General features: G+C 69.3%; 21 protein-coding genes. 7 read left to right on the forward strand and 14 right to left on the reverse strand.

Annotation, left to right across the window (positions count from 1 at the left end; genetic code table 11):
- Positions 1 to 2: 2 nt before the first annotated feature.
- Positions 3 to 596: a sigma-70 family RNA polymerase sigma factor gene (locus KBX46_RS20775; RefSeq protein WP_141910134.1), complete on the reverse strand. Its 594-nt coding sequence runs from the start codon at positions 594 to 596 to the stop codon at positions 3 to 5.
- A gap of 467 nt (positions 597 to 1,063) precedes the next feature.
- On the opposite strand from KBX46_RS20775, the gene KBX46_RS20780 reads away from it, so the two are divergent.
- The 5 genes from KBX46_RS20780 (at position 1,064) to KBX46_RS20800 (ending at position 6,688) form a co-directional block, all read left to right on the forward strand.
- Entirely contained in the window at positions 1,064 to 1,870 is an 807-nt protein-coding gene (locus KBX46_RS20780) for a sensor histidine kinase KdpD (protein WP_185755338.1), read from the forward strand.
- Entirely contained in the window at positions 1,867 to 2,616 is a 750-nt protein-coding gene (locus tag KBX46_RS20785) for a response regulator transcription factor (RefSeq protein ID WP_199177160.1), read from the forward strand. Before KBX46_RS20780 ends, KBX46_RS20785 begins: the two co-directional genes overlap by 4 nt.
- Positions 2,617 to 2,730: 114 nt before the next feature.
- A complete protein-coding gene (locus KBX46_RS20790; protein ID WP_210793735.1) occupies positions 2,731 to 3,798 on the forward strand; it encodes an ABC transporter substrate-binding protein in 1,068 nt (355 codons plus the stop codon).
- Entirely contained in the window at positions 3,795 to 5,549 is a 1,755-nt protein-coding gene (locus KBX46_RS20795) for an iron ABC transporter permease (RefSeq protein WP_210793736.1), read from the forward strand. The genes KBX46_RS20790 and KBX46_RS20795 overlap by 4 nt, the downstream gene beginning before the upstream one ends.
- Complete coding sequence (locus KBX46_RS20800) at positions 5,546 to 6,688, forward strand: ABC transporter ATP-binding protein (protein ID WP_099855170.1); 1,143 nt, start codon at positions 5,546 to 5,548, stop codon at positions 6,686 to 6,688. The genes KBX46_RS20795 and KBX46_RS20800 overlap by 4 nt, the downstream gene beginning before the upstream one ends.
- A gap of 85 nt (positions 6,689 to 6,773) precedes the next feature.
- On the opposite strand, the gene KBX46_RS20805 is transcribed toward KBX46_RS20800, so the two are convergent.
- Both KBX46_RS20805 and KBX46_RS20810 read right to left on the reverse strand, forming a co-directional pair.
- Positions 6,774 to 7,388: an OmpA family protein gene (locus KBX46_RS20805; protein ID WP_157744032.1), complete on the reverse strand. Its 615-nt coding sequence runs from the start codon at positions 7,386 to 7,388 to the stop codon at positions 6,774 to 6,776.
- Positions 7,372 to 7,965, reverse strand: a complete 594-nt coding sequence (locus KBX46_RS20810; RefSeq protein WP_210793737.1) for a hypothetical protein — start codon at positions 7,963 to 7,965, stop codon at positions 7,372 to 7,374. Before KBX46_RS20810 ends, KBX46_RS20805 begins: the two co-directional genes overlap by 17 nt.
- Positions 7,966 to 8,134: 169 nt before the next feature.
- Here KBX46_RS20810 and KBX46_RS32920 point away from each other — a divergent pair, with 169 nt between their 5' ends.
- The gene (locus KBX46_RS32920) at positions 8,135 to 8,260 is read left to right on the forward strand and encodes a hypothetical protein (protein ID WP_255508959.1); all 126 of its coding nucleotides are present in this window, start codon (positions 8,135 to 8,137) and stop codon (positions 8,258 to 8,260) included.
- Between the two features lie 38 nt (positions 8,261 to 8,298).
- Here KBX46_RS32920 and KBX46_RS20815 read toward each other — a convergent pair whose 3' ends face one another.
- The 8 genes from KBX46_RS20815 to KBX46_RS20850 are packed head-to-tail and all read right to left on the reverse strand — an operon-like array spanning position 8,299 to position 17,336.
- Positions 8,299 to 9,939 carry a DUF4127 family protein gene (locus tag KBX46_RS20815; RefSeq protein WP_210793738.1) on the reverse strand — a complete coding sequence of 547 codons (1,641 nt, stop codon included), beginning with the start codon at positions 9,937 to 9,939 and terminating at the stop codon, positions 8,299 to 8,301.
- Between the two features lie 10 nt (positions 9,940 to 9,949).
- Entirely contained in the window at positions 9,950 to 10,648 is a 699-nt protein-coding gene (locus KBX46_RS20820; protein WP_210793739.1) for an N-acetylmannosamine-6-phosphate 2-epimerase, read from the reverse strand.
- A gap of 23 nt (positions 10,649 to 10,671) precedes the next feature.
- Positions 10,672 to 11,559 (reverse strand): ROK family protein, encoded by an 888-nt coding sequence (locus tag KBX46_RS20825; RefSeq protein ID WP_210793740.1) that lies wholly within the window; start codon positions 11,557 to 11,559, stop codon positions 10,672 to 10,674.
- Entirely contained in the window at positions 11,556 to 12,398 is an 843-nt protein-coding gene (locus KBX46_RS20830) for a carbohydrate ABC transporter permease (protein ID WP_088949060.1), read from the reverse strand. Before KBX46_RS20830 ends, KBX46_RS20825 begins: the two co-directional genes overlap by 4 nt.
- Positions 12,388 to 13,335 carry a carbohydrate ABC transporter permease gene (locus tag KBX46_RS20835; RefSeq protein WP_088949059.1) on the reverse strand — a complete coding sequence of 316 codons (948 nt, stop codon included), beginning with the start codon at positions 13,333 to 13,335 and terminating at the stop codon, positions 12,388 to 12,390. Before KBX46_RS20835 ends, KBX46_RS20830 begins: the two co-directional genes overlap by 11 nt.
- 11 nt (positions 13,336 to 13,346) lie before the next feature.
- Positions 13,347 to 14,630, reverse strand: a complete 1,284-nt coding sequence (locus KBX46_RS20840) for a sugar ABC transporter substrate-binding protein (RefSeq protein ID WP_308159643.1) — start codon at positions 14,628 to 14,630, stop codon at positions 13,347 to 13,349.
- A gap of 24 nt (positions 14,631 to 14,654) precedes the next feature.
- Positions 14,655 to 16,250: an FAD-dependent oxidoreductase gene (locus KBX46_RS20845; RefSeq protein ID WP_210793741.1), complete on the reverse strand. Its 1,596-nt coding sequence runs from the start codon at positions 16,248 to 16,250 to the stop codon at positions 14,655 to 14,657.
- A 39-nt stretch (positions 16,251 to 16,289) separates the two neighbouring features.
- A complete protein-coding gene (locus KBX46_RS20850; protein WP_210793742.1) occupies positions 16,290 to 17,336 on the reverse strand; it encodes a LacI family DNA-binding transcriptional regulator in 1,047 nt (348 codons plus the stop codon).
- A 361-nt stretch (positions 17,337 to 17,697) separates the two neighbouring features.
- Here KBX46_RS20850 and KBX46_RS20855 point away from each other — a divergent pair, with 361 nt between their 5' ends.
- A complete protein-coding gene (locus KBX46_RS20855) occupies positions 17,698 to 19,059 on the forward strand; it encodes a hypothetical protein (RefSeq protein WP_210793743.1) in 1,362 nt (453 codons plus the stop codon).
- Positions 19,060 to 19,138: 79 nt separating this feature from the next.
- On the opposite strand, the gene KBX46_RS20860 is transcribed toward KBX46_RS20855, so the two are convergent.
- The 3 genes from KBX46_RS20860 to KBX46_RS20870 are packed head-to-tail and all read right to left on the reverse strand — an operon-like array spanning position 19,139 to position 22,529.
- Positions 19,139 to 20,038, reverse strand: a complete 900-nt coding sequence (locus KBX46_RS20860; protein ID WP_088949055.1) for a hydroxymethylglutaryl-CoA lyase — start codon at positions 20,036 to 20,038, stop codon at positions 19,139 to 19,141.
- Positions 20,035 to 20,661, reverse strand: coding sequence for an isochorismatase family protein (locus KBX46_RS20865; protein ID WP_210793744.1), 627 nt, complete (start codon positions 20,659 to 20,661; stop codon positions 20,035 to 20,037). The genes KBX46_RS20860 and KBX46_RS20865 overlap by 4 nt, the downstream gene beginning before the upstream one ends.
- Entirely contained in the window at positions 20,658 to 22,529 is a 1,872-nt protein-coding gene (locus KBX46_RS20870) for a hydantoinase B/oxoprolinase family protein (RefSeq protein WP_210793745.1), read from the reverse strand. The genes KBX46_RS20865 and KBX46_RS20870 overlap by 4 nt, the downstream gene beginning before the upstream one ends.
- Position 22,530: the final 1 nt, after the last annotated feature.

A 22,530-nucleotide genomic window follows, 5' to 3' on the forward strand; every position in this document is an offset into this window, starting at 1 on the left:
GTTCACAGCTGATCGGATTTTCTTGGGCGTGCCTCGCCCGCATCGCCGTTGCCGGTCGGCCGTCTCTCGCCTGCGGTTCCGAAATCGAAGCCCCGGCTGACGAGGGCCTCCCGCATGGCCCGCAGTGCATAGAAGGTGCGTGACTTGACGGTGCCGGCCGGGACGTCGAGCGCGTCGGCGGCCTCGGACACCGACCGTTCCCGGAAGAAGATCTCGACCAGCGTGATGCGTAGCCGCTCGGGCAGGGAGTCGAGCGCGGCCCGGACCTCACGCGCGTCGAGGAGGCGCTCGATGGCGTCGTCCGGCTGCGCATGATCGTCGATATAGTCGACCGGCAGCTCCGCCGGACGGACGTCGGCGGAGCGCATCTGGTCGATCAGGATGCGTTTGGCCACGGTGAACAGCCAGGCTCGGTTCCAGTTTCCCTCGGCGTTACGCGCCTCTGGATTCCGCCAGGCCCGCAGCACCGTCTCCTGCACGATGTCTTCGGCTCGGTGAACGTCACCCCTGGTCAGGCGGGTCAGGAAGCTCAGCAGCACGGGCGCGTGGACCTGCTGCAGATGCCGCAGGGCTGCTACATCTTCGGGGCTGTCCATGCCCTGACCCGGACCGTCCGCTGGGGACTGGGCGCCAGCTGCCGTGCCGCTGGCGCCGCTGACTTCTGGGGAGGGTCGCACGCGGCAAAGACTTGCACCGGGATTGCGGATTGTCTACTCAGTGACACTGACGGTGACAGTCTGGCCGGTTGCTGTCTGGGCTGTTCATCGATCGCGGTGAGGTGTCCGGTGGCGCGGCGTCGGCCCGCCGATCATTCACGGAGCGTGACGACCATGTCGGGGCGTTCGGTTGATCGGCAGACGGCCGAGACGGCATTTGACCAGCGTGAACTGTGCCGGGGCACGCGCCCGGCAAGCCGTTGCCTGGGGCAAGCTAACCTACGTCCACTGTTCACTCGGCGGTAACGTCGACTGTTCACTCGGCTGTAAACACGGTCCCGACATCCGCCGCGTCCCTGCCGGGCCGCGACCGTTTCGGCGGGCCACCGATGGGAGGAGGGCCGAGCATGGACACCGCTTGGGTGGTGGCGGTGGCCTCCGTGGTCGGCGGTGTCGTCGGCGCTTCGATCATGGCGCTGAGCATGCGTCGCACGGCCGCCGCAAGGAGCAACGAGCTGGCACACCTCGAACAGTTGGTGGAGCGGCGGGCGGAGCAGGTGACCGCGTTGAGCCATGAGCTGCGGACCCCGCTGAGCATGATCAAGGGGGCGGTCGATCTGTTGCGGGAGGGCACTCCGGGGCCGCTCACCGCTGCGCAGGCCCGCTTCCTGCAGGTCCTGGATCAGCAGTGTACGCAGGTCATCGGGCTGTGCGAGAGCCTGCTGATCCAAGCCAAGATCGAGGCTGGGTTGTTCACGCCACACCTGGAGAGGGTGGACGTGTCGGTGGTGGTGCGCGAGGTGGTGACCGCGATGCGACCGTTGTGTGCGCAGCGGCAGCAGCGCATCAGCCTCGACATGCCCCAGGTGATGCCGCGCATCCGGGCCGACCCGATGCTGCTGACCCAGGCGCTGACCAACCTGCTGTCGAACGCGAGCCGGTTCACCACGACCGGCGGGAATCTCGACGTGCGGGTCATGCTGATCGACACTGGCGTGGCGGTGTACGTATCCGACGACGGTGCGGGCATGAGTCAGGCGGAGCGGCAACGCCTGTTCCACCGCTTCGCCACGGGTCGGCCGCTGGCCGACGGCACCGGCCTCGGCTTGGTGATCACGAAGACGATCGTGGAGCTGCACGGAGGCGAAATCATGGTGCACACTGCGTCGACCCGGGGGACCACCATCCTCCTGACCCTGCCGGACCGGCCGTGACGCGCGCCGGCGAGCAGCCCGGGAGTGGGCCTACCGCGCTGGTGGTCGACGACGAGCCGCAGATGACGATCATCGTGGAGTTCGCTCTGCAGACCCAGGGCTTCACCGTCCTCACCGCCCACGACGGGGCTACCGCCCTGCACCTGCTGCGGACGCATTCGGTGGACCTCGTGGTGCTGGACGTCATGATGCCCACGATGGACGGGCTGGCCCTGTGTCAGCGGATTCGCGCGCGCTCGGAGGCGCCCATCATGTTCCTCACCGCGTTGGCCCAGCGTGACGACATCATCGCTGGGCTGGAGCACGGTGCCGACGACTACGTCACCAAGCCGTTCCACCCGCGGGAGGTGGCGCTGCGGGCGCAGGCGCTGGTGCGTCGCCGCCGGGGGTCGGGCACCACGGTCCAGGTCGGTGAGCTGGTCATCGAGCCGGCAACGCAAACCGCGACGTTGGCGCAGCACCGGCTCGACCTGCCGTTCACGGAGTTCAAGCTGCTGCACCACCTGGCGGTGCGCCGCGGCGTGCCGCAGTCGTGGCAGGACCTGCTGCGGGAGGTCTGGGGCACCACGGACCTGATCGGCGGACGAGACGTGGTGAAGTCCGCGGTGTACCGGCTGCGCTCCCGGCTCGCCGGGACACCGAACGGATCGGCGTACGTGCGCACGCTGCGCGGGGTCGGCTACCTGATGCCCGAGATGGCCGCCGGGACCGCCGAGGACGGGGACGCCTCCCCGGCGGCCAGGTGACGGCGGCGTCACCATTACTTACACCGCCGTCACCGGGGCACCGTTCACACGCCTTTAACGTGGCCGTCACACCACTCGCATTGATTCGGGCGGCTTAGTAGGGGAGACCACGTCATGGCGACGAACAAGATACGGGGCAACCGCACACTGCTGGCGACAGCGATGGCGGCCTCGCTGCTGCTCGGTGGGGCTGGCTGCGCCCGCGAGGGTGGCGCCGAGGCCAGCAAGGACAGCGGTGTGGTGCACGTGGTGTGCGGCGCCACCGAGGACTGGTGCGCGGCGACCACGAAGAAGTTCACCGAGTCCACGGGGGTGAAGGCCGACTTCGTGCGGCTCTCCAGCGGCGAGGCGCTGGCGCGTATCAAGGCCGGCAAGGGCAACGCGGAGTTCGACGTCTGGTACGGGGGGCCCGCCGACGGGTACGCCTCCGCCGGCGACGAGGGGCTCCTGGAGGCCTACACCTCGCCGAACGCGGGTGTCATCCCGGCCAAGTACAAGGACCCGCAGGGCACCTGGACCGGCGTCTACGTCGGCGCCCTGGGCTTCTGCAGCAACAGCAAGCTGCTGACGGAGCGGGGAATCGGGCTCCCCGACTCGTGGACGGCCCTGCTCAACCAGAAGCTCGCCAAGGACATCGGCATCGCGCACCCGTCGACCTCGGGCACCGCGTACACGACCCTCTGGACCCAGGTACAGCTGGCCGGCGGCGACGAGGGCAAGGCGCTGGACTACATGCGCAAGCTGCACCCGAACGTCCTGCAGTACACCAAGTCCGGCTCGGCGCCCGCCCAGATGACCGCCCGCGGTGAGGTCGCGGTAGGGGTCATCTTCGCGCACGACTGCGTGGCCACCATGGAGGCCGGCTTCCCCGACCTGAGGCTGAGTTTCCCGGCGGAAGGCACCGGTTACGAGACCGGCGGTGTCGCCCTGGTGAAGAACGCCAAGAACCCGACCAGCGCCCGCAAGTTCGTCGACTGGGCCCTCACCACCGAGGCGCAGGAGGTCGGCCCGAGCGTCAAGGCGTACCAGTTCCCGACGAACCCGGACGCGAAGGTGTCGGACAAGGTCGTCCCGCTCTCCGGCATCAAGATGGTGGAGTACGACGCGGTGGCGGCAGGTAAGGCGAAGTCGGCGCTCAACAAGCGGTTCGACACCGAGGTCGCGCAGGCGCCGAAGTCATGACCACGTTGTTGTCCGATCCCGGGGTGATCACCCCAACCCCACCCGAGGCGGTCGCGCCGCGGCGGCGCCGCCGCCTCGGCGCGGGGCTGCGGGTCCTGGTCGGGGTCTGCGCGGCGGTGGTGGTGATCGGTGCGGCGATCCCGCTCGTGGCGGTGCTGGCCACCGCCTTCGCTCCGGACGCGCTGCCCCGGTACGTCGAGTTCTTCAGCTCCTCCGTCGATCTCGGCATCCTGCGGAACACGTTGGTGCTCGGGGCGCTGGTCGGGTTGTGCGGCACCGCCCTGGGGTTCCTGTTCGCGTTCGTCCAGGCCCGACTGGACGTGCCGGGCAAGAAGATCCTGCACCTCATCGCCCTCATGCCGATCGTCAGCCCGCCGTTCGCGGTGGCCACCGCCACGGTGGTGCTCTACGGCCGGCGCGGCGTGATCAGCAACGGCTTGTTCGGGCTGGAGTACGACATCTACGGCCTCGACGGCCTGGTGTTCGTGCTGTCGCTGTCGCTGTTCCCGGTGGCGTACCTGGGCCTGCTCGGCATGATGCGGGGCCTGGATCCGGCACTGGAGGAGGCGGCGATGAACATGGGTGCCAGCCGCTGGCAGATCATGCGCCGCGTGATCCTGCCGCTGCTGGCCCCCGGGCTCGTCGCCCCGTTCCTGCTGCTGTTCGTGGAGGCGATCGCCGACCTGGCCAACCCGCTGGTGCTCGGTGGCGACTACACGGTGCTGGCCAGCCGCGCCTACCTGGCGGTCACCGGTGAGTACGACACCACCAGCGCCGCCGTTTACTGCGTGATCCTGCTGGTGCCGTCCCTGGCGATGTACTTCGGCCAGCGGTGGTGGCTCAACCGCAAGGTGCGCACCACCATCACCGGCCGACCGTCCGGCTCCGTGCACCTGATCACCGGCTGGAGCCGGTGGCCGGTGTACGCCCTGGCGCTGTTCGCCGCCGCGATCATCGTGAGCATCTACAGCACTGTCATCCTCGGCTCGGTGACCAAGGTGTTCGGCGTGGACAACACCTTCACCCTCGATTACCTCAAGGAGGTACTGCTCGGGGTGGGAGTGGAGGCCGTCCTCGACACGTTGACGTTCGCGGTCATCGCCACTCCGATCGCCGCCCTCCTCGGCCTGCTCATCGCCTGGCTGGTGGTTCGCCACCTGCGACGTACGGCCTGGCTGCTCGACCTGGGCGGCACGCTGGGTGTCGCCGTGCCGGGCACCGTGCTGGGCATCGGCTTCGTCCTCGCCTACCGGCCCGAGCGGTACATCGGCGACTACCTGGTGTTCCCCAGCCTGGTGGGTGGTAGCGCGGTCTTCGCCGGCGCGATGGCCATCGTCTTGGCGTTCGTGATCCGTAGCGTGCCGGCGGGGCAACGGACTGCGGTCGGTGCGCTGACCCAGTTGCATCCGCAGATCGAGCAGGCGTCGACCGACCTTGGGGCCAACTCGCTGCAGACGTTCCGTTGGGTGACCCTGCCGTTGATCAAGCCGGCCCTGCTCACCGGGTTGAGCTACAGCTTCGCCCGCAGCATGACCTCCGTGTCGACCATTGTCCTGCTGGTCACGCCGGAGACGAAGATCATCACATCGCAGGTGCTCAGCGCCGCGAGCACCGGCCGGTACGGGGTGGCATTCGCCTACTGCACGGTGCTGACCGTGCTCGTCCTGGTCGCCTTCGCGATCATCCGACTGCTCGTCGGCGGGGGCGCCGCACTGCACCGCACCGCCAAGTCTGAAAGGCCGAAACGATGACCGTCGCCGCGCCCACCGAGGCCGCTGCGCTCGCACCCGCCGGACGTGGTGAGGCCAGCACCGGACGCCTGCAACTCGAGGCCCTGACCAAGCGTTTCCGGAGCCGTCCCGAGGACGTCACCGCGGTCGACAGCGTTTCGCTCGACGTCCTGCCGGGGGAGTTCATCACCCTGCTGGGCCCGTCGGGCTGCGGCAAGACCACCACGCTGCGCATGGTGGCGGGTTTCGAGGACGCCACGAGCGGCAGCATCCTGCTCGACGGCAAGGCCATCGACGACATGCCACCGCAGCGCCGACCGATGGCGATGGTGTTCCAGAGCTACGCCCTGTTCCCGCACATGACCGTCGCGCAGAACATCGCGTACGGGCTGAAGCTGCAGCGGCGCACCAAGGCCGACATCGCCGAGGGCATGCGGATGGCGGTGACCAGCATGAACCTCGTCGGCCTGGAGGACCGTAGCCCGCACGAGCTCTCCGGCGGCCAGCAGCAGCGGGTCGCGTTGGCCCGGGCACTGGTGGTGCAGCCGAAGGTGCTCCTGTTCGACGAGCCGCTGTCGAACCTGGACGCGAAGCTGCGCGACGCCATGCGGACCGAGATCCGTCGCATCCAGAAGATGTTCGGGATCACCAGCATCTACGTCACCCACGACCAGGACGAAGCGATGAGCATGTCCGACCGGGTCGTGGTGATGAACAAGGGCAAGGTCGAGCAGGTGGCGACGCCCGGCGAGATCTACGCCCGCCCGGCCAGTGTCTTCGTGGCGGACTTCATCGGTCGGGCCAACTTCATCGAGACGGTGCCGGAGAGCATCGCCGACGGTAAGGCGACGGTGACGGTGCTCGGCCGGCGGCTGACTGTGCCCGCCCACTCGACGGTGGTGGCCGGATCGGGGGACGCGTACCTCATGGTCCGTCCCGAGACGGTGACGTTGTCGCCGGTCACCGACGGTGGGACCGGCCTGGGCGTGGTGCTGCGGTCGACGTTCCACGGGCCGAGCATCGACTACGAGGTGGAGACGACCGGCGGCACCGTCACGGTGACCGAGTCGGGCAAGGACCCACGGGATGCGGTGGCCGAGGGAACCAACGTGGACGTGGCCATCGACGCGGACCGGGCTTACCTGCTGAACCGGGAATGAGCCTGTGGCGGCCCTGCCGGCCTCCCCCGCAGTGTCGGCGGGCCGCCACCGCTCGACAACATCTGTATAAGAGGTCCCGTCGGTCTTACTTGTCGAACCGGATCTCGACGCGCCGGTTGCTGGCCCGGCCCTTGGGGTTGTCCTTGCCGCCGAGGGTGTTCGGCGCGACGGGCCGGGTCTCTCCGAAGCCCTTGATCTCATAGGTGACCTGGCTGCCACCTTCCGCGGACAGCACCGCTCGGACCGCCTCGGCTCGCCGGAGGGACAACGCCAGGTTCTGCGCGTCGTCGCCCACCGCGTCGGTGTGCCCGAAGATCTGCACCGTGCCGGTGGCCTCGGCGCGTAGTCGTCTCGCGATCTCGGCCAGCCGAGTGCGGGCTGCCGGCGAGAGGTCGGCCTTGCCGAACGCGAAGAGCACGTCCGCCGCCAGGATCAGCTCGATTCGTCCGCCGGACTCGGCTTCCAGACTGTTGCCGTCGAGATCCTCGGTACGCAGGTAGATGTCGTCTGTCGGTGCCAGGATGTCGATGATCGGGGCGTCGACCCGCGCGCCGGCCGCCAGCGTGGGCCCGGGCACGACCGCGGTCCCGGAGGTGGGTGTCGGCGTCGGCGCCGCCCAGGCGGCGACCGGTTCGCTGACCAGCAGGAGGGTCAACGCGGTCGCGGCCAGGGCCGTACGCCCGCTAACCGAGCGGAACATTCTCGAACACCGGGACACGAGGGATGACGACATCCACGGCGGTGACGTCGTCCGGCGGGGCGCCGAACATGGCGTACAGGTCCACTGACTGACCGGGAGTGACGAAGACTGAGGCGAGGCCCGACGAAGCGAGGTACGTCACCTGACCGGGTTTCGCATCCGAGTCGCCGGCCCGGGCTACCAGGTGCCGCTTGCGGTTCTTCCGGTCGACCAACGTCACGCCGGAGAAGGCCAACGAGACGGTCTCACCTTGAAAGGCGCTGGCGATCTGCCAGCGTCCCGGGCTGCCCGCCGGATCCGTACGGGTCATCCGAACGTTGAGGTTGACGAACCCCTTGTCCCGTCGCAGCTGGTACAGCTCCACCTTCACCCGGAACAGACTGCCGCTCTCGCTGATCTGGATGTCCCGGCTCGCGATCACCGTGCCCATCTCGTCGGGCTGACCGGGCGCGGAGCCGGTGGTCCCCTTCGCGGCACCGCCGGAGTCGTCGGTGCCGCCGAGACTGTCGCAACCGCTGACGGCCAGGGCCATCACCAGTGCGAGCGAACCAGCGGCGACTGTGGTGCGCAGACGCACGAATACTCCCTAGTGGGCTGGTCGGAGCGGGCGCGATCAACTCCCGGCACGGTAGTCGATGGCATCCACTGGGCGAGGGTGGGGCGGAGAACTCGTCGTCGTGGGGTTTCTTAGCGATCAGTACGGACGCGACCAGGCGAGAAAGCAAGATATTCAGCGATGTCCGGGAGTGAGTGCGAGCCCGCAGTCGAGCACTCCGGCTCGCCGCGACGGCGTCCAGGTCGCCGAGGGCACGAACGACATTCTGCGAACCGCTGTCGCGAAGGCGCTCGTACGCGCCGACCTGACCGTCTGATGCTCCACGGTCCTATCGGAGCATCAGACGGTCACCGGTCAGGACAGTCGCAGCCGAGGTTCGAGGACCACCTCGAAGAGCCGGTCCCACGGCAGCTCGACACGCGCTGACTCGAAGCTAGCCAGCGTCGCCGTGAACGTCTTCGCGCCTCGCCGTCCCAGCACGATGCGGTGCCCCGCGAAGTGGTCGGCGAAGTACCGCTCGGTCACGGGTACCAGCCGCTCCCTGACCCAACCGTCGAAGTAGGTCTTCTGCTCGGGAGTGAGAGCGAGCGGGTCCCAGCCCTGCGCCCGTGCGTGCGCGTACGCCTCGACCTGCACGATGTTCTTCCACGGGTCGTCCTTGACGAACCGGTAGAGCAGGTACTCGGCGTGGGCCTGGCCCGGCGCGCGCAGGTCGGGCACGCCGAACCCGCTGCCGGAGGCGCGGAGGTACGCCCACCGGGCGGTGCCGTGGCTGAGCGCCAGGCCGAGTGCGTTGCCGCCGGTGTTCCACCCCGAGTACGACAGCAGCGCCGCGAGATCCAGGTGGTTCTCCATCCGCGCGACCAGGTCGTGGTCGGCCTTGTTCACGATGAGCGGGTCGACCACGATGACCGAAGTGCCGGCGGCCAGCAGCTTGCCGATCCGCCCGACGAAGGCGTCCAGGTCAGCGGCCCGTTGCCCGGGTGCCGATGAGGGGGTGTTCACGGCGAGCACGATGCCCGCGTCGCCGCTGACGACCCGTCCTCCAACCGAGGTGACGTGCCGCCGGATGTTCTCCGCGAACGGGATGCCCTCCAGTTGTGCGGTCCAGGCCTCACCGGAGACGCCGGCGTACTCCACGCGGTAGGTGGGGCCGGTGCCGGCCGCGATCACCCGCGCGACCAGCAGCGCGTTGACCTCGTCGGCACCGGGGAAGATTTCCACCCGGTCGCCGACGCCGAGTTGGTCGACGAGCGCCTCCAGTTCCACCCGCTCGGCACGGGCCAGGCCGACCGGCGCGGTGTCGTCCTCAGAGAGCACGAGGTGGTTGATGGTGCCGTCGGCGACCCACTCGACCATGAGCCGGTTGACCTGGTGGTTGCGGGCCCGCGCGGCGAGATAGTCCTCGACGACCTGGTCGGGGATCTGTGCCCGGACGGCGTCGAGTTGCGCTCGCAGCTCCTCCTGCCCGAGGTTCGTCACCTGGTCGTAGAGCTTGGCCCAGGAGACGAGCAGGTCGCGGTACCGATCCAGCTCGGTGCCCGTGCTGGTGATGGCGAGGCGCTGGATGGTGTCGTGCACCTCGATCACCGCCTCCGGCCGGGTGAAGCGCAGGGTGCGAATCGCAGCCAGGTTCGCCAGGGCGGCGGCCAGCGTCGGGGCTGCGGTGCGGGAGGCGATGAGGCCGCCGTACGCGAGCATGCTGACCGAGATCACGTACCCGTCGACGCCGTTGGTGGTGCCGAGCCAGCGGGCGATGGCGGCGCCGTCGCCGGGGGTGAAGAAGCGGCCCAGCGACTCCCGTGGCGGCAGCTGCACCTGGGCGCCGGCGCTGGCCGCGGTCATCTGCGCCGCGTACGTGTTGACGGGCCGGTCGTCCAACGGGACCAGCGCCACGGTCAGCTGCCGCTTGGCGGGCCCGGCGAATGCGGGCCGGCCCACGGTCAGGGTGGTCAGCCCGGCCATGCCGGTGGCTAGAAGGGTGCGTCTTCTCATGTTCACTCCTCTATTTCGGTGCGCTCGCCGCGAGGGGGGTGGCCGGCACGAGCCGGCGGGTGATCCAGAGCGGTGAGGTGACGGCGTTGCCCATCACCACCGCGTGGGCACCTGCCTCGAAGGCCTGGCCGATCTGTTCCGTGTTGCGGTACCGCCCTTCGGCGATCACCGGCACGGGCAGCAGTGCGACGAGTCGCTCCACGAGCCCGAGGTCGGGCCCGTCGGTTGGTGGGCTGGCCGGTGTGTAGCCGGACAGCGTGGTGGCGACGGCGTCCGCGCCGGCCTCGACGGCTGCGACGCCCTCGGCGGCGGTGGAGACGTCTGCCAGGATCAGTGCGTCGGTCCGTTCGCGGAGCACGCGGACCGTGTCGGCGAAGGCGCGGCCGTCCGGTCGCGGGCGGTCGGTGGCGTCGATCGCGACGATCTCCGCTCCGGCCAGCGCCACCTCGAGCGCGTGGGCAGCGGTCGGGGTGATGAAGACGTCAGCGGTGCCGTGCTTGTACAGCCCGATCACCGGGACGTCGACGGCAGCCCGTACGGCCCGGATGTCGTCCGGCCCGTTGACCCGGACCGCCACGGCGCCGCCGCGTACCACCGCGGCCGCCACCCTGGCCTGGACGTACGGATCCCGCATCGGATCGTCCGGGTCGTCGGGCAGCGGTTGGCAGGACACCACCAGCCCGCCGGCCAGGTCGTCGAGCACGTTCACCTGTTGGTCCCTTCGATGTGGGGTCAGTCGATGGCCAGTCGGGCGGCGCCGACCAGGACCGCGTCGACGCCCAGCGTGGCGGGCAGCAGTGGAACGTCGGCCCAGCCGGCGGGCACCTCGGCCGAGTAGGCGGCGGACGCGGCGGGCAGCAGGGAGCCGACGGCCCCGCCAGCGACCAGGACAGCGTCCGGATCGAGCAGCGCCACCAACCCCGCGAGGGTCGCGCCGAGGACGGCTCCGGCCCGCTCCACGACCCGCTGGGCGGCCCCGTCGCCGGTCGCGGCGCGCTCGGCCACTGTCCGCCCGGTGACGTGGGTGCCGGTCTCGATGGCGTACGCGGCGGCCAGCCCGCTGCCGGAGGCGATCGCCTCCAGGTGCCCGTGGCGGCCGCACCCGCACCGCAGTCGTTCGGCGCCCGGGGCGGGCAGGTGCCCGACCTCGCCGGCTGCCCCGCGGGCGCCGGCCTCGACCCGGCCGTTGCGGATGATCGCCCCGCCCAGCCCGGTGCCGACGGCCACCAGCAGCACATGAGCGCGGTCCCGTCCGGCGCCTGCCCAGCTTTCGCCGAGCGCGGCGGCGTGCACGTCGTTGACGACCCGCACTCCTCGACCCAGCCGGGTGGCCAGCGCGTCGGCGACCGGGGTGCCCGTCCAGCCCGGCAGGCTGTCGGTGGCGTACCGGATGCTGCCGGTCGCCGGGTCGACAGTGCCGGCGGTGCCCACGCCCACCGGTCCGGCGGTCGCGCCGAGCAGGTCGGTGGCCAGCCGGGCGGCGACGTCCAGCACCGCCTCGGGCCCGGACCGGGCGGGCGTGGGCGCCTCGCGGCGCTCCAGCACCCGTCCGGCCCGGTCGACGAGCGCGACTGCCGTTTTGGTGCCACCGATGTCGATACCGACAACCGGTGTCGTCATCCCTTGAGGCCGGTGTGCGCGAGGCCCTCGACGAACTGCTTCTGCGCGATGACGAACACCACCAGGACGGGCAGGGCGGTCATCGACGCCGCGGCCATCTGGACGTCCCACATGGGGCCGCCGTAGGCGTCGACGAACTGGGTGAGCGCCTGGGGCAGGGTGAACTTCTCCGGAGAGGAGAGGAACACGATCGGTTCCAGATAGAGGTTCCAGCTGTGCAGGAAGGTGAAGATGGCCACCGCGCCCAGTGCCGGCCGCGACAGCGGCAGGGCGATCCGCCAGAAGGTGGCGAATCGGCCCAGCCCGTCGACCCGGGCCGCCTCCTCCAGCTCACCAGGCAGGCTGATGAAGAACTGCCGCATGATGAACGTCGCCAGGACGCTCGGCGCGCCGAAGATCGGCACCAGGATCAGCGGCCAGTGGGTGTTGACCAGGCCGAGTTTGAAGAACATCTGGAACAGCGGCACGATCGTCACCTCGCTCGGAATGAGCAGGCCCGCGAGGACGACCAGGAACAACACGTTCTGGCCCCGGAACCGGATGCGCGCAAAGGCATACCCGGCCAGTGCCGCCACGGCCATGGTGCCGACCGTGACAACCAGCGCGATGTAGAGGCTGTTCAGGTACTGCTGCCCGAAGGGCTGCAACTCGAACACCCGCTCATAGGCGTCGAATCGGGGATTGGTCGGCAGGAGCTTCGGCGGGAAGGCGAAGATGTCCGCCACCGGCTTCAGCGACGAGGTGACCATCCACCAGGTCGGGAAGACGAACGGGATCGCCAGGACCAGCAGCACCCCGTAGAGCACCAGCTTGGTCCGGCGGGACAGGTCACGACTCATGGAAGACCCACCTCTTGCGCATCTGCCACTGCAGCACGGTGAGGGCGAGCACGATGGCGAACAGGACGATCGACAGCGTGGCGCCGTAGCCGAAGTGATGGAATTGGAAGGCCTGCTGGTACAGGTAGTAGACGAGGACCGTCGTCGATGCGCCCGGGCCGCCCTGGGTGAGCACCGAGATCTGCGCGAAGACCTGCAACGACCCGACCACGGTGATGATCGACGTCAACAGGATCGTGGGGCTGATCAGCGGTACGGTGATCCGCCAGAACTGGCGCATCCGGCTCGCCCCGTCCACCTCGGCGGCCTCGTACAGCTCGCCCGGCACACCCTGAAGGGCGGCCAGGAACAGCACCATGTTCAGGCCGACGTTCTTGAACACCTGCACGACGATCACGGACACCATCGCGGTGCCCTCGCCGCGCAGCCAGTTCGGCCCGTCCACGCCAATGGTGTCGAGCAGGCCGTTGATCCCGCCGTTGTCCTGAAGCAGGAAGCCCCAGACGATGGTCCAGGCCACCAGTGAGACCACCACGGGGGAGAAGAACAGCGTGCGGAACACGATCGTGCCCCGCAGCTTCTGGTTCAGCAGGACTGCCAGAAGCAGGGCCAGGCCGAGGTTGAGCACCACCAGCCCGACGGAGAACAGCCCGGTGGCGCGCAGCACCTCGCCGAGGTTGGGATCATCGGCGAGAGCCTTGTAGTTGTCGGTGCCGACGAAGTCGAAGGTTCCGGCGAGCACGTTCCACTCGTGCAGGCTGTACCAGAGCACGAGGATCAGCGGCAGGATCACGAAGACGATGCTGCCGAGCATTTGCGGGGCGATGAACACGTAACCGGCGAGCTGGTCCCGGCGGCGGCTGGTCCAGAACGGCCGGGCCGGGCCCGGGGCGGGCCCGGCAGCAGCCGAGCCCACCCTGGTGTCCGTCTGGGTCATGATCGTTTGCCTTACTTCGCCAGCAGTGGCTGGATCTTGGTGCAGACGCCGTCGAGTACGGCCTTGACGTCCGCGTTCGGCTGCCACAGCGGGTCGAGCCCGGCGCGGACCTGCTGGCTCAGCTCGGCCTGGCCGGAGTGACTGGGCTTGACCACGCCGTTGGTGATGCCGTCGATGACGACCTTCTGCAGCTGCTCCGGCTTGAGCTTCGGGTTCGTCTTGGCGAGGGTCTCGGCGGTCAGCTGCGACTGCCGGGGCGCCGGGAAGAACTGGGCGAGCTTCGCCGAGTTGGTGGGGTTGGTGAAGAAGGCCAGAAAGTCGGCCGCCTGCTTGGCGTGCGGGCTCTTCTTCATGACACCGACACCCGCCTGGCCGACCACCGCGTAGTTCCCCTTCGGGCCGGCCGGCAGCGGCACCAGGTCCCACCCGAATCCGCCGTCCTTCAGCAGCGAGGCGCGAGAGATCTGGGTGACCGTCATGGCCGAGTCACCGGCGAAGAAGTCGGCGGTCGTGCCCGGACCGGGCAGCGCCTTCTGGGTGAAGGTGGCCTTGTGCAGGGTGGTCATCGCGTCGACCATCTCCGGGCTGTTGAAGCCGCAGGACTTGCCGTCCTCGCTCCACGCCTGGGCGCCCCATCCGGTCCAGAAGGTGGACAGGTTGTCCCAGCCCTTGTAGTCGAAGTCCCGGATGACCATGCCGGCCTTGCCGGAGTCCGCCGCCGCCGCCGCGGCGGTTGCCAGGGCGTTGTCCCAGTTCCACTGGCCGGCCGCGATCAGCTCGGCCGGGGTCTTCTGCCCGGCCTTCTTGACCATGTCGTTGTTGACGAACACCCCGAACGGCGAGGTGGAGAAGGGGTACGCGTACAGCTTGCCGTCGTCCTGCCAGAGCTTGAGCGTGGCGGGGGAGATGTCCTCGTACTCGTAGCCCTCGGCCTTCTTGAGGGTGTCGTCCAGGGGCAGCAGCGCGCCCGAGGTGACGAAGTCGGGGGCGGAATTCTCGAACACCCACGCGAGGTCCGGTGCGTTCCCGCCCGCGATCTGCGTGGTCAGGGTCGTGGTGTACGTGTCGAACGGCAGCGGATCGAACTTGATCTCGGTCACGTCCGGGTGGCTCTTGCGGTACTCGTCGGCGATCTCGTTGAACAACTTGAGGTGCGCCTCGTTGGCCGACCAGACGGTCATCCGCAGTGTCGCCGGGCCGCTGTCGTCGGCGTCGTCACCGCCACCGCAGGCGGTCAGGGCGAGCGTGCCGGCCAGTGCGACGGCGACGCCGCGCAGGGCCTTTCCTGCTTTCACAATGTTCTCCTTACGGGGGTGTGTTCAGTAGCCCGCGATCTGTGGCCAGCGCTGTTCCACGCCGGCCGCGGTGAGGCGGTCCTGGAAGTCAGCCAGCAGACGGGGGGTGTTGCGGACCGCACGCGGGGACTCGCCCTGCGCCAGACAGAAGTCGGCGAGCAGGCCGGCGACCTCGCCGACGTTCCACTCGACGGGGTGCAGCCGATAGCTGCCGTTGGTGATGTGGGTAGTGCCGATGTTCTTGCCGGCCGGCAGCAGGTTCTCCATCCGCTGCGGGATCAGCGCACCGAGCGGGATCTCGAACGGGCACGAGCCGACGTCGATGTAGTTGTCCCCGCCGGTCGACGGGTGCAGGTCGATCCGGTACATGCCCACGCCCACCGCGTCGGGGTAGCTGACCGCGCCGCGGTCGCCCCGGACCGCCAGGGACAGGTCCTGCTCGGCCACTGTGTACTCGGCGCGGATCCGGCGGGACTCGCGGATGTACGGGGCCTGGGCCAGGCCGTCCGCGCTGCCGGTCACGTCGCCGCGTAGCCGCAGGCCCGGGAAGCCGGTGCCGCCGTCGGGCCGGGGCGCCTCCGTCTGCATCCAGTAGAGCACCGCGTATGACAGCTCGCGGGCCTTGGACAGGTGCCACGACGCGTTCGGGACGTCGATGACCGGTCCCTCGAAGTAGTCGATCATCGGCCAGTTGACCAGGGTGATGTCGCTGCCGTACGCGCCGTCGGTGAAGTTGCGCCGCGCGGCGATCCGGCGGAACGTCCACAGGTTGCCATCGCCGGGGTTGAGGCGTTGGTCGGCGTTGACGCTCAACGGGTCGTCGTCCGGGTTGGGGGTGAAGCTGCGCTCGACGATCTCCAGCGTGCGCGGGTGCGGTGACTTCCAGGACAGCAGCCGGTCACCCCAGAAGTCGGGCTTGTAGTCGCGCCAGAAGTCGTACCCCGCGGGACGGTCGATGGTGTGGTCGCCGTCGACGTGGTCCAGGGCGAAGCAGACGGACACCGCCTGCATGTTCAACGGCTGAGCCTCGGCCGGGGCGCTCGGCTCACCGGTTTCCGCCTGCGACTCGAACCCGGTGACGTACTCGGTGCCCGTCAGTGGCAGCAACTCGCCGGTCTCGGTGGCGTCCAGGACGTACGGCGCGACCACGTCGATCCGCTCGTCCCGGTCGCGGTGCGCGAGGGTAACGCCGGTCACCCGGTCCCCGTCGGTCTCCGCGGCCACCGGCCGGTACGGCTGGAGCACCCGAATACGGCCCGAACCGAGGTGCGGCGCGAGCATCTGTTCGAGGACGGCGACGGCCACCCGCGGCTCGTGGCAGAGCCGGCTCACCCAACCCGCACCCGGGTTGAGGTCGGTCCAGGCCCGGGACCGTTCGGTCAACGGGTAGTGACGACGGTAGTAGTCGCGAATGCCGTTACGCAGTTCCCGGTAGCTGGCGGTGGCGCCGAACTGCTCGATCCAGGAGTGCTCGTCCGGGGGGACGGCCTGGCTGGTGAGCTGCCCGCCGAGCCAGTCGAACTCCTCGGTCAGGATGACGGACCGGCCGGCCCGGGCCGCGGCGAGCGCCGCGGCGACGCCGCCCAGTCCGCCCCCGACGACGAGGACGTCCGTACGCATGAGTACCACGTTTTTCCTTCCAGTTGCGCGATCGACCGCTCAGCGCCGGTCAACCGCCGGATCAGGGGTGCCGAGGGTGATGCCCTCGACGAGTTCGCAGGGGAGAAGTCGCTGCTGGACGCCGTCCGCGCTGCCGTCGATGACGCCCGTCAGCACCTCGACCGACTGCCGGCCCATCTCCTCGCGGGGGATGCGGAATCCGGTGAACGTGATGTCGGTGGGGACCGCGACCGTCGGGTCGCCGAGGGTCACGATCGACAGGTCGCCGGGCACGGTCAGGCCGCGCCGACGGGCTGCCGACTGCAGCGCGACCGCCGTGGCGAAGTCCTCGACGAAGACGACGGTGGTCCCGTCGGCCAGCAGGGTGTCGATGGTGGCGTCGGCCTCGCTGGCCAGCGCCGACATCTGCCCCGCGCTCTCCGCGGTCGCCGCGGTGGCATGAAATCCGCGGCGCCGGTCTTCGGAGGATTCCGCGGTGGTGCCCGCGCTCACGTACGTCAGGCGGCGGTGACCGTGCCGCAGCGCGATCTCGACGAGTTGGGACACCGCCGAGGCGTAGTCGGCGCCGACGTAGGGGACCGGTCCGCCGGCGTCGTCCCGGCGCCCGACGGCGACGTACGGATATCCATCGCGGTTGAGCCGGTGCAGCTCCGCGCCGTCGATCTCGCGTCCGAGCAGGATGCACCCGTCGGCCAGACGTAGCCGGTTGTCCTGGTGGAAGATTCGTCGCCGGCCGTCCACCACCGGCGCGCTGGTGAACAGCAGCAGGTCGCAGCCGAACCGTTCGGCGTAGTCCTCGATGCCGAGCAGGAACGGGTGGAAGAAGTCCCGGCTGCCGCTGGGGAACGCGGGCTCGTACGTGAAGACGCCGATGATCCGGTTGTACCGCGAGGCGAGGCGGCGGGCCACGGGGTCGGCGGCGTACCCGGTCTCGGCGATGACCCGCAAGACCCGGTCCCGGGTCTCCGGTGCGATGCGGACCTCGGCGTCGGTCCGATTGTTGAGCACCAGCGACACGGTCGCCTGACTGACACCGGCCATCCGCGCGATGTCACGCTGGGTGACGCGTCGAGGGGGAGCGGTCACGTCGGGTCCTTCCGGTGGGGCTAATGCGTATTAGCCTCGGCGTTGGGAAGGAGCTTGGTGGGTGGGCCGGCACGTGTCAAGGGGTGTCCGCAACATTTCGTGGAGATGAACCCCCTGGACTAATGCGCATTAGCGACCGGGCTCCCGATCGGCTGGCGGTGGCGCGGGCGGACCGGGCGGGCGGCGAGCCGGCTCTTGACAGAAACGCGGTCGAGCGCGCAGCATTCAAGAAACATAGATGCTAATACGTATTAGCTCGGTGATGCCAGAGGTGTCCACCGAGCGGTGTCCCCTGTGTTCTTACTCAGCGTCACGCCGCACCACTCGTGCCGACGAGCTGACCGACCAAAGAGGAAGCCGCATGACGAGACCATCCGCCCCGTCGTCCCGACGTGCTGTCCTGGCGGCCGCCAGTGCCGGCCTGCTCGTCGCCGCCGTGGCCGGCGCCCGGCCAGCAGCCGCCGACGCCGCGCTCGACTTCCCCCAGTTCACCTACCAGGGCACCGCGTTCGACAAGGGCACCCTCGCCTACAACCCGACGAACGAGTTCATCTTCCCGAGCGTCATCCGGGCTGCCGACTACTTTCCCAACCCGCTCGGCACCTACTACCTGTACTACGCACCGCACGAGCGTCCCGGTGGGATCGCCCTCGCGTACTCCGACTCGATCAACGGTCCGTGGACCGAATACGTCGCCAACCCCCTGATCGGCAACACCTGGCTGCCGTACTACCCGACGGTCAGCCACATCTCCTCGCCGCACGCGGTGTGGATCGAGGGCGAGGGCAAGCTCTTCCTCTACTTCCACGGCGAGAACTCCATCACCCGGTACGCGACCTCCGACGACGGCATCCACTTCAGCTACGGCGGTACGGCGGTCAGCCGGGACGACACGACCGGCGGCGAGACCTCGTACGCCCGGGTGTTCGAGCAGTCCGTGCCCCGCCTGGGCACCCGGTACCTGATGCTCTTCATGGACAACCCGACCGCTGCGCTGCCGGGACCGACCGGGCCAGTGTCGCGGCGGATCCGCTGGGCGGTCTCCAACGACGCGCGGACCTGGGCCATGCAGCCGGGACCGATCGTGACTCCGCAGGGCATCGAAGGCCCGAACGCCTCTGGACCGTTCTTCCTGCGCTGGGACGACCGCAACCTGGTGATCTACCACGCCGCCGACGGCAACATGCACGCGGTGGACGTCGGGCAGGACTTCGACCAGGAGATCCACCTCGGCGTCGTGCACGACTCGATGTCCGCCGCGCCCGACCTCGGCCGCTCGGCCGCGCCGACGTTCTATTTCGACGGGCGTACCGCGCACATGTACTACGAAGCCGGCGGCCGGCTCACCGCGACCATCGGACACGCCACCGCAACCCTGGCGAACCCACTACCCGTACGGCAGCTCGATTGTGTGCCGGACCGACCGGTCCTGTGGCCGCCGAACCACAAGCTGGTCGACGTCAACGTCACCGTGGACCTGCACGACGGGGTGCTCGGCCCGAACGCGTTCACCCTGGCCAGCGTGACCGGGGGTGACGCCGCGGACGTCAGCGGATTCGCCATTGGCACGCCGGACACGAGCGGCAGGCTACGGGCCGAACGAGCCGGCGACGCGGGGGACCGGGTGTACCACCTCACGTACACCGGCCATGACGAGATCGGACGGCCGGTCGGCTGCACCGTCACCGTCACCGTCCCACACGACCAGGGCGGCAACCGGTAGGTCGTCGCCGCAGTGCGCCCCACCACCTGGTGGGGCGCACTGCCGGGCGTGCGACAGCTGTCCAGCGTCCGGGCCGGGCTCAGGCGGGAAAACCGCCCGCCCGGAGCAGAGCGCCGGGGAGCTGCTTCCCGAGCCTCCGTTGCAGCCAGGAGACGGCCGAGGTGAGTTCCTCCAGATTCAGGCCGGTGGGCCGCCCCATCCGGTCGAAGAGGTAGACGAGATCCTCGGTGGCGACGTTTCCGGTCGCCGCAGGTGCGAACGGGCACCCGCCTGTTCCGCCGATGCTGGCGTCGAGGGTGGTGACGCCCGCCTGGACTGCCGCGACCGCGTTGGCCACGCCGGTGTGCCGGGTGTCGTGCAGGTGCAGCCGCAGCGGTGTGCGGGACTGCGTGATCTCCCGGGCGAGCGTCAGCCGTTCGGTGACGTCGGAGGGTACGGCCACTCCGATGGTGTCGGCGAGGGCCAGTTCGTCCGGACCCACGTCCCGCACCCGGGCGAGCACCTCCCGCAGCCGGTTCGGCGGGACCTCGCCTTCGAACGGGCATCCGAACGAGGCACCCACCGTCACCGTCGTGAACACCCCTGCCTCGCGAGCCGCCTGCACCAGCACCGCGGCCGTGTCACAGGCCTGGGCGGTGGTCATGCCCTGGTTGCGGCCGCAGAAGGTGTCCGTGGCCACGACGACGACGTTGATCTCGTCGACCCCCGCGGCCAGAGCTCGGTCCAGGCCGCGGCGGTTCATCACCAGGCCCGCGTATCGGACGCCGTCGTGGCGGGGGAGCGCGGCCATCAGCTCGTCCGCGTCCGCCATCTGCGGAACGCGGGCGGGGTTGACGAAGCTGGTCACCTCCACTCGCCGGGCTCCCGCGCGTACCGCCCGCTCGGTGAGTTCCACCTTGTCGGCGGTGGTGAGTAGCGTCGCCTCGTTCTGCAGGCCGTCACGGGGCGAGACCTCGACGATGTCGACCATGACTGTCATCGCTCCTCCGACAGGTACGCGACGGCCCTGGCCTCGCTGATCACCTCGGCGTACTTGGCTTGCAGGTCGTACAGGCTCGCCTCGTGCGGGCCGGGGGCGCGGTCCGCCACCGCTTCGGAGACCACCAGCGGGACGAGGCCGTGCTGGATCGCGTCCACCGCCGTGGCACGGACACAACCGCTCGTGCTCACGCCGACCAGCACGACGGTGTCGATGCGCTCCGCCCGCAGGGTGGAGGCCAGCGACGTGCCGAAGAAGGCGCTGGCGTACTGCTTGACCAGCACCAGTTCATCCTCGGCGGGGGAGACCTGCGGCATCAGCTCACCCATCGCGCCACCGCCGGAGAAGAGCTGCTGAAGGGCGGTGACCTTCCGGACGAACAGGCCTCCGTCGACACCGCCGGGCCCGTACGCGACGCGGGTGTGCAGCACGGGAACCCAGTGGTCGCGGGCTGCGGCGATGACCCGGCCAGCCGACTGCAGGCAGTCCGCGGACGGCAGGCACAGTGGGCTGGCCGGGTCGAAGTAGGCCCGCATCAGGTCGATGACGAGCACCGCGGGACGGGCGCCGGGCAGGAGCGCGCCCCCGAATCCGTCGTCGCTGCTGTCCGGCACGGGGCTCATCGGGCGACAGGTGGCCGAGGAGCAGGAAGACCGGTCTCCTCCAGGCACCGGTCCAGGATGGTCTCCATCGGCGGTCCCATGTCGAACGTGGGCAGTGGGTCCGGACGTCCCTGGCGCAGCTCGGCCCGTACCTCCTCGGTGGCCGCGACGTCGACGGTGCCGGCCTCGTCGCAGACCACGCCGAAGCGGCGGGCCCCCGTGGGGCTGACCAGGCCCCGGCGGACCTCGAGGCCGACGAGTTCCGGGTCGCGGGCGAGCGGGTCGCCCCACCCGCCGCCACCCCAGGTGACGAAGTGCAGCACGTCCCCGGGAGCTACGGGCACGTCGTGCACCTTGCTGCCCAGGATCTCGGTGCCGCCGTCGGCGCGTTCGAGCCACTTGCGGCCGCGCGCACCGGGCTCGCCACCGTTGACTCCCCACGGATAGGTGAGCCAGCGGTCGTCGTGGATCGCGATCGTGCCGGCCTCCAGGAACCGGTAGGCCACGTCGACGCCGTTCCCGCCGCGATGGAGCCCGGCGCCACCGGTGTCCGCGATGGTCTCCCAGCGTTCGATCCGCAGCGGATAGTAGGACTCCAGGTATTCGCACGGGATGTTGACGAACGACGGCCACAGCGAGTGGCCGTCCGGGCCGTCGCCCACCGGCCGGCCGGGAACCCCGCCGAATCCGATCGAGTACAGCTGGAACCACTCGCCCTTGCGCTCACCCGGCCCATAGGTGCCCGAATACATGAAGTGCGGCGATGACGAGAAGCCGGCCGCGTTGAGCAGCCCGGGGTTCGTCTGACCGAGCAGGCCGCCGAACAGGTCGAAGACGCGACCGATCCCGTGGTTACGCGCGTTGAGGGCGGCAGGATACTTGGGCTTCCAGAACGAATCGTCGGGGATCGTGACGTCGACCAGCGGGTAGAAGCCGTCGTTCCAGAGGATCTGCGGGTCGGCGACGGTGATCATGTAGATGCCGAAGAACATCCGGACGAGGTTCTCGTTGATGTAGTAGTTGATCGGACCCTGCGCCTGCGGGCTGCTGCCGGTGAAGTCCAGCAGCACCTTGTCACCGGTGCGGGTCAGGCTGAGCTTGAGCTCGTAGGGGCCGTAGCCGAGGCCGTCGTCGCAGATGTAGTCGGTGAACGACAGCGTCTCGCCCTCCTTGAAGACCGCTCCGAGCAGGACCTTCATCGCCCGGTAGTTGCGGTCCAGGAGCTGGTCGAGCGCGGAGTTGTAGGTGTCGACCCCGAACCGGGCGCACATCTCCTGGACCCGACGGGAAGCGGTCCGGCACGCCGCGACGATGCCGTTGAGGTCGGCGCGGTTCCAGTCGGGCTTCCGCACCTGGTTGAGGATGATCCGCAGGGGGTCCTCGGCGAGCACGCCCTTGCGGTACAGCTTGAAGGGCGGGATGACCACGCCCTCCTCGAAGATTGTGCGGGCATCGGTCGGCATCGACGCCGGCGTCTTGCCGCCGACGTCGGACATGTGCCCGAACATCGCCGCCCAACCCACGATGCGGCCCTCGAAGAAGATGGGCAGCACCACGAGCCAGTCGTTCGCGTGGCTGATCGCCGCACCACAGGAGTAGGGGTCGGACGTCAGCAGGACGTCGCCCTCCTCGATGTCGCCGTCGAAGTTTTCCAGGAAGTCGGGGATGGACAGCCCGAACTGTCCCACCATCATTTTGCCGTCCGGGTTGGCGATCAGCGGAAACTCGTCGTGCTGTTCACGGATCCCCGGCGACAGCGCGGTCCGGAAGAGCACCTCGTCCATCTCGTAGCGGGCGTTGCGCAGCCCGTTCTCGATCAGGTCGATGGTGACCAGGTCGACATCCACGGAGCGAAGCGGTCCGGTAGCGGTCTCGATGAGGCGTGCCATG

The organism is Micromonospora sp. C81, from assembly GCF_018070425.1.
GTDB classification, from domain to species: Bacteria; Actinomycetota; Actinomycetes; order Mycobacteriales; family Micromonosporaceae; genus Micromonospora; species Micromonospora zamorensis.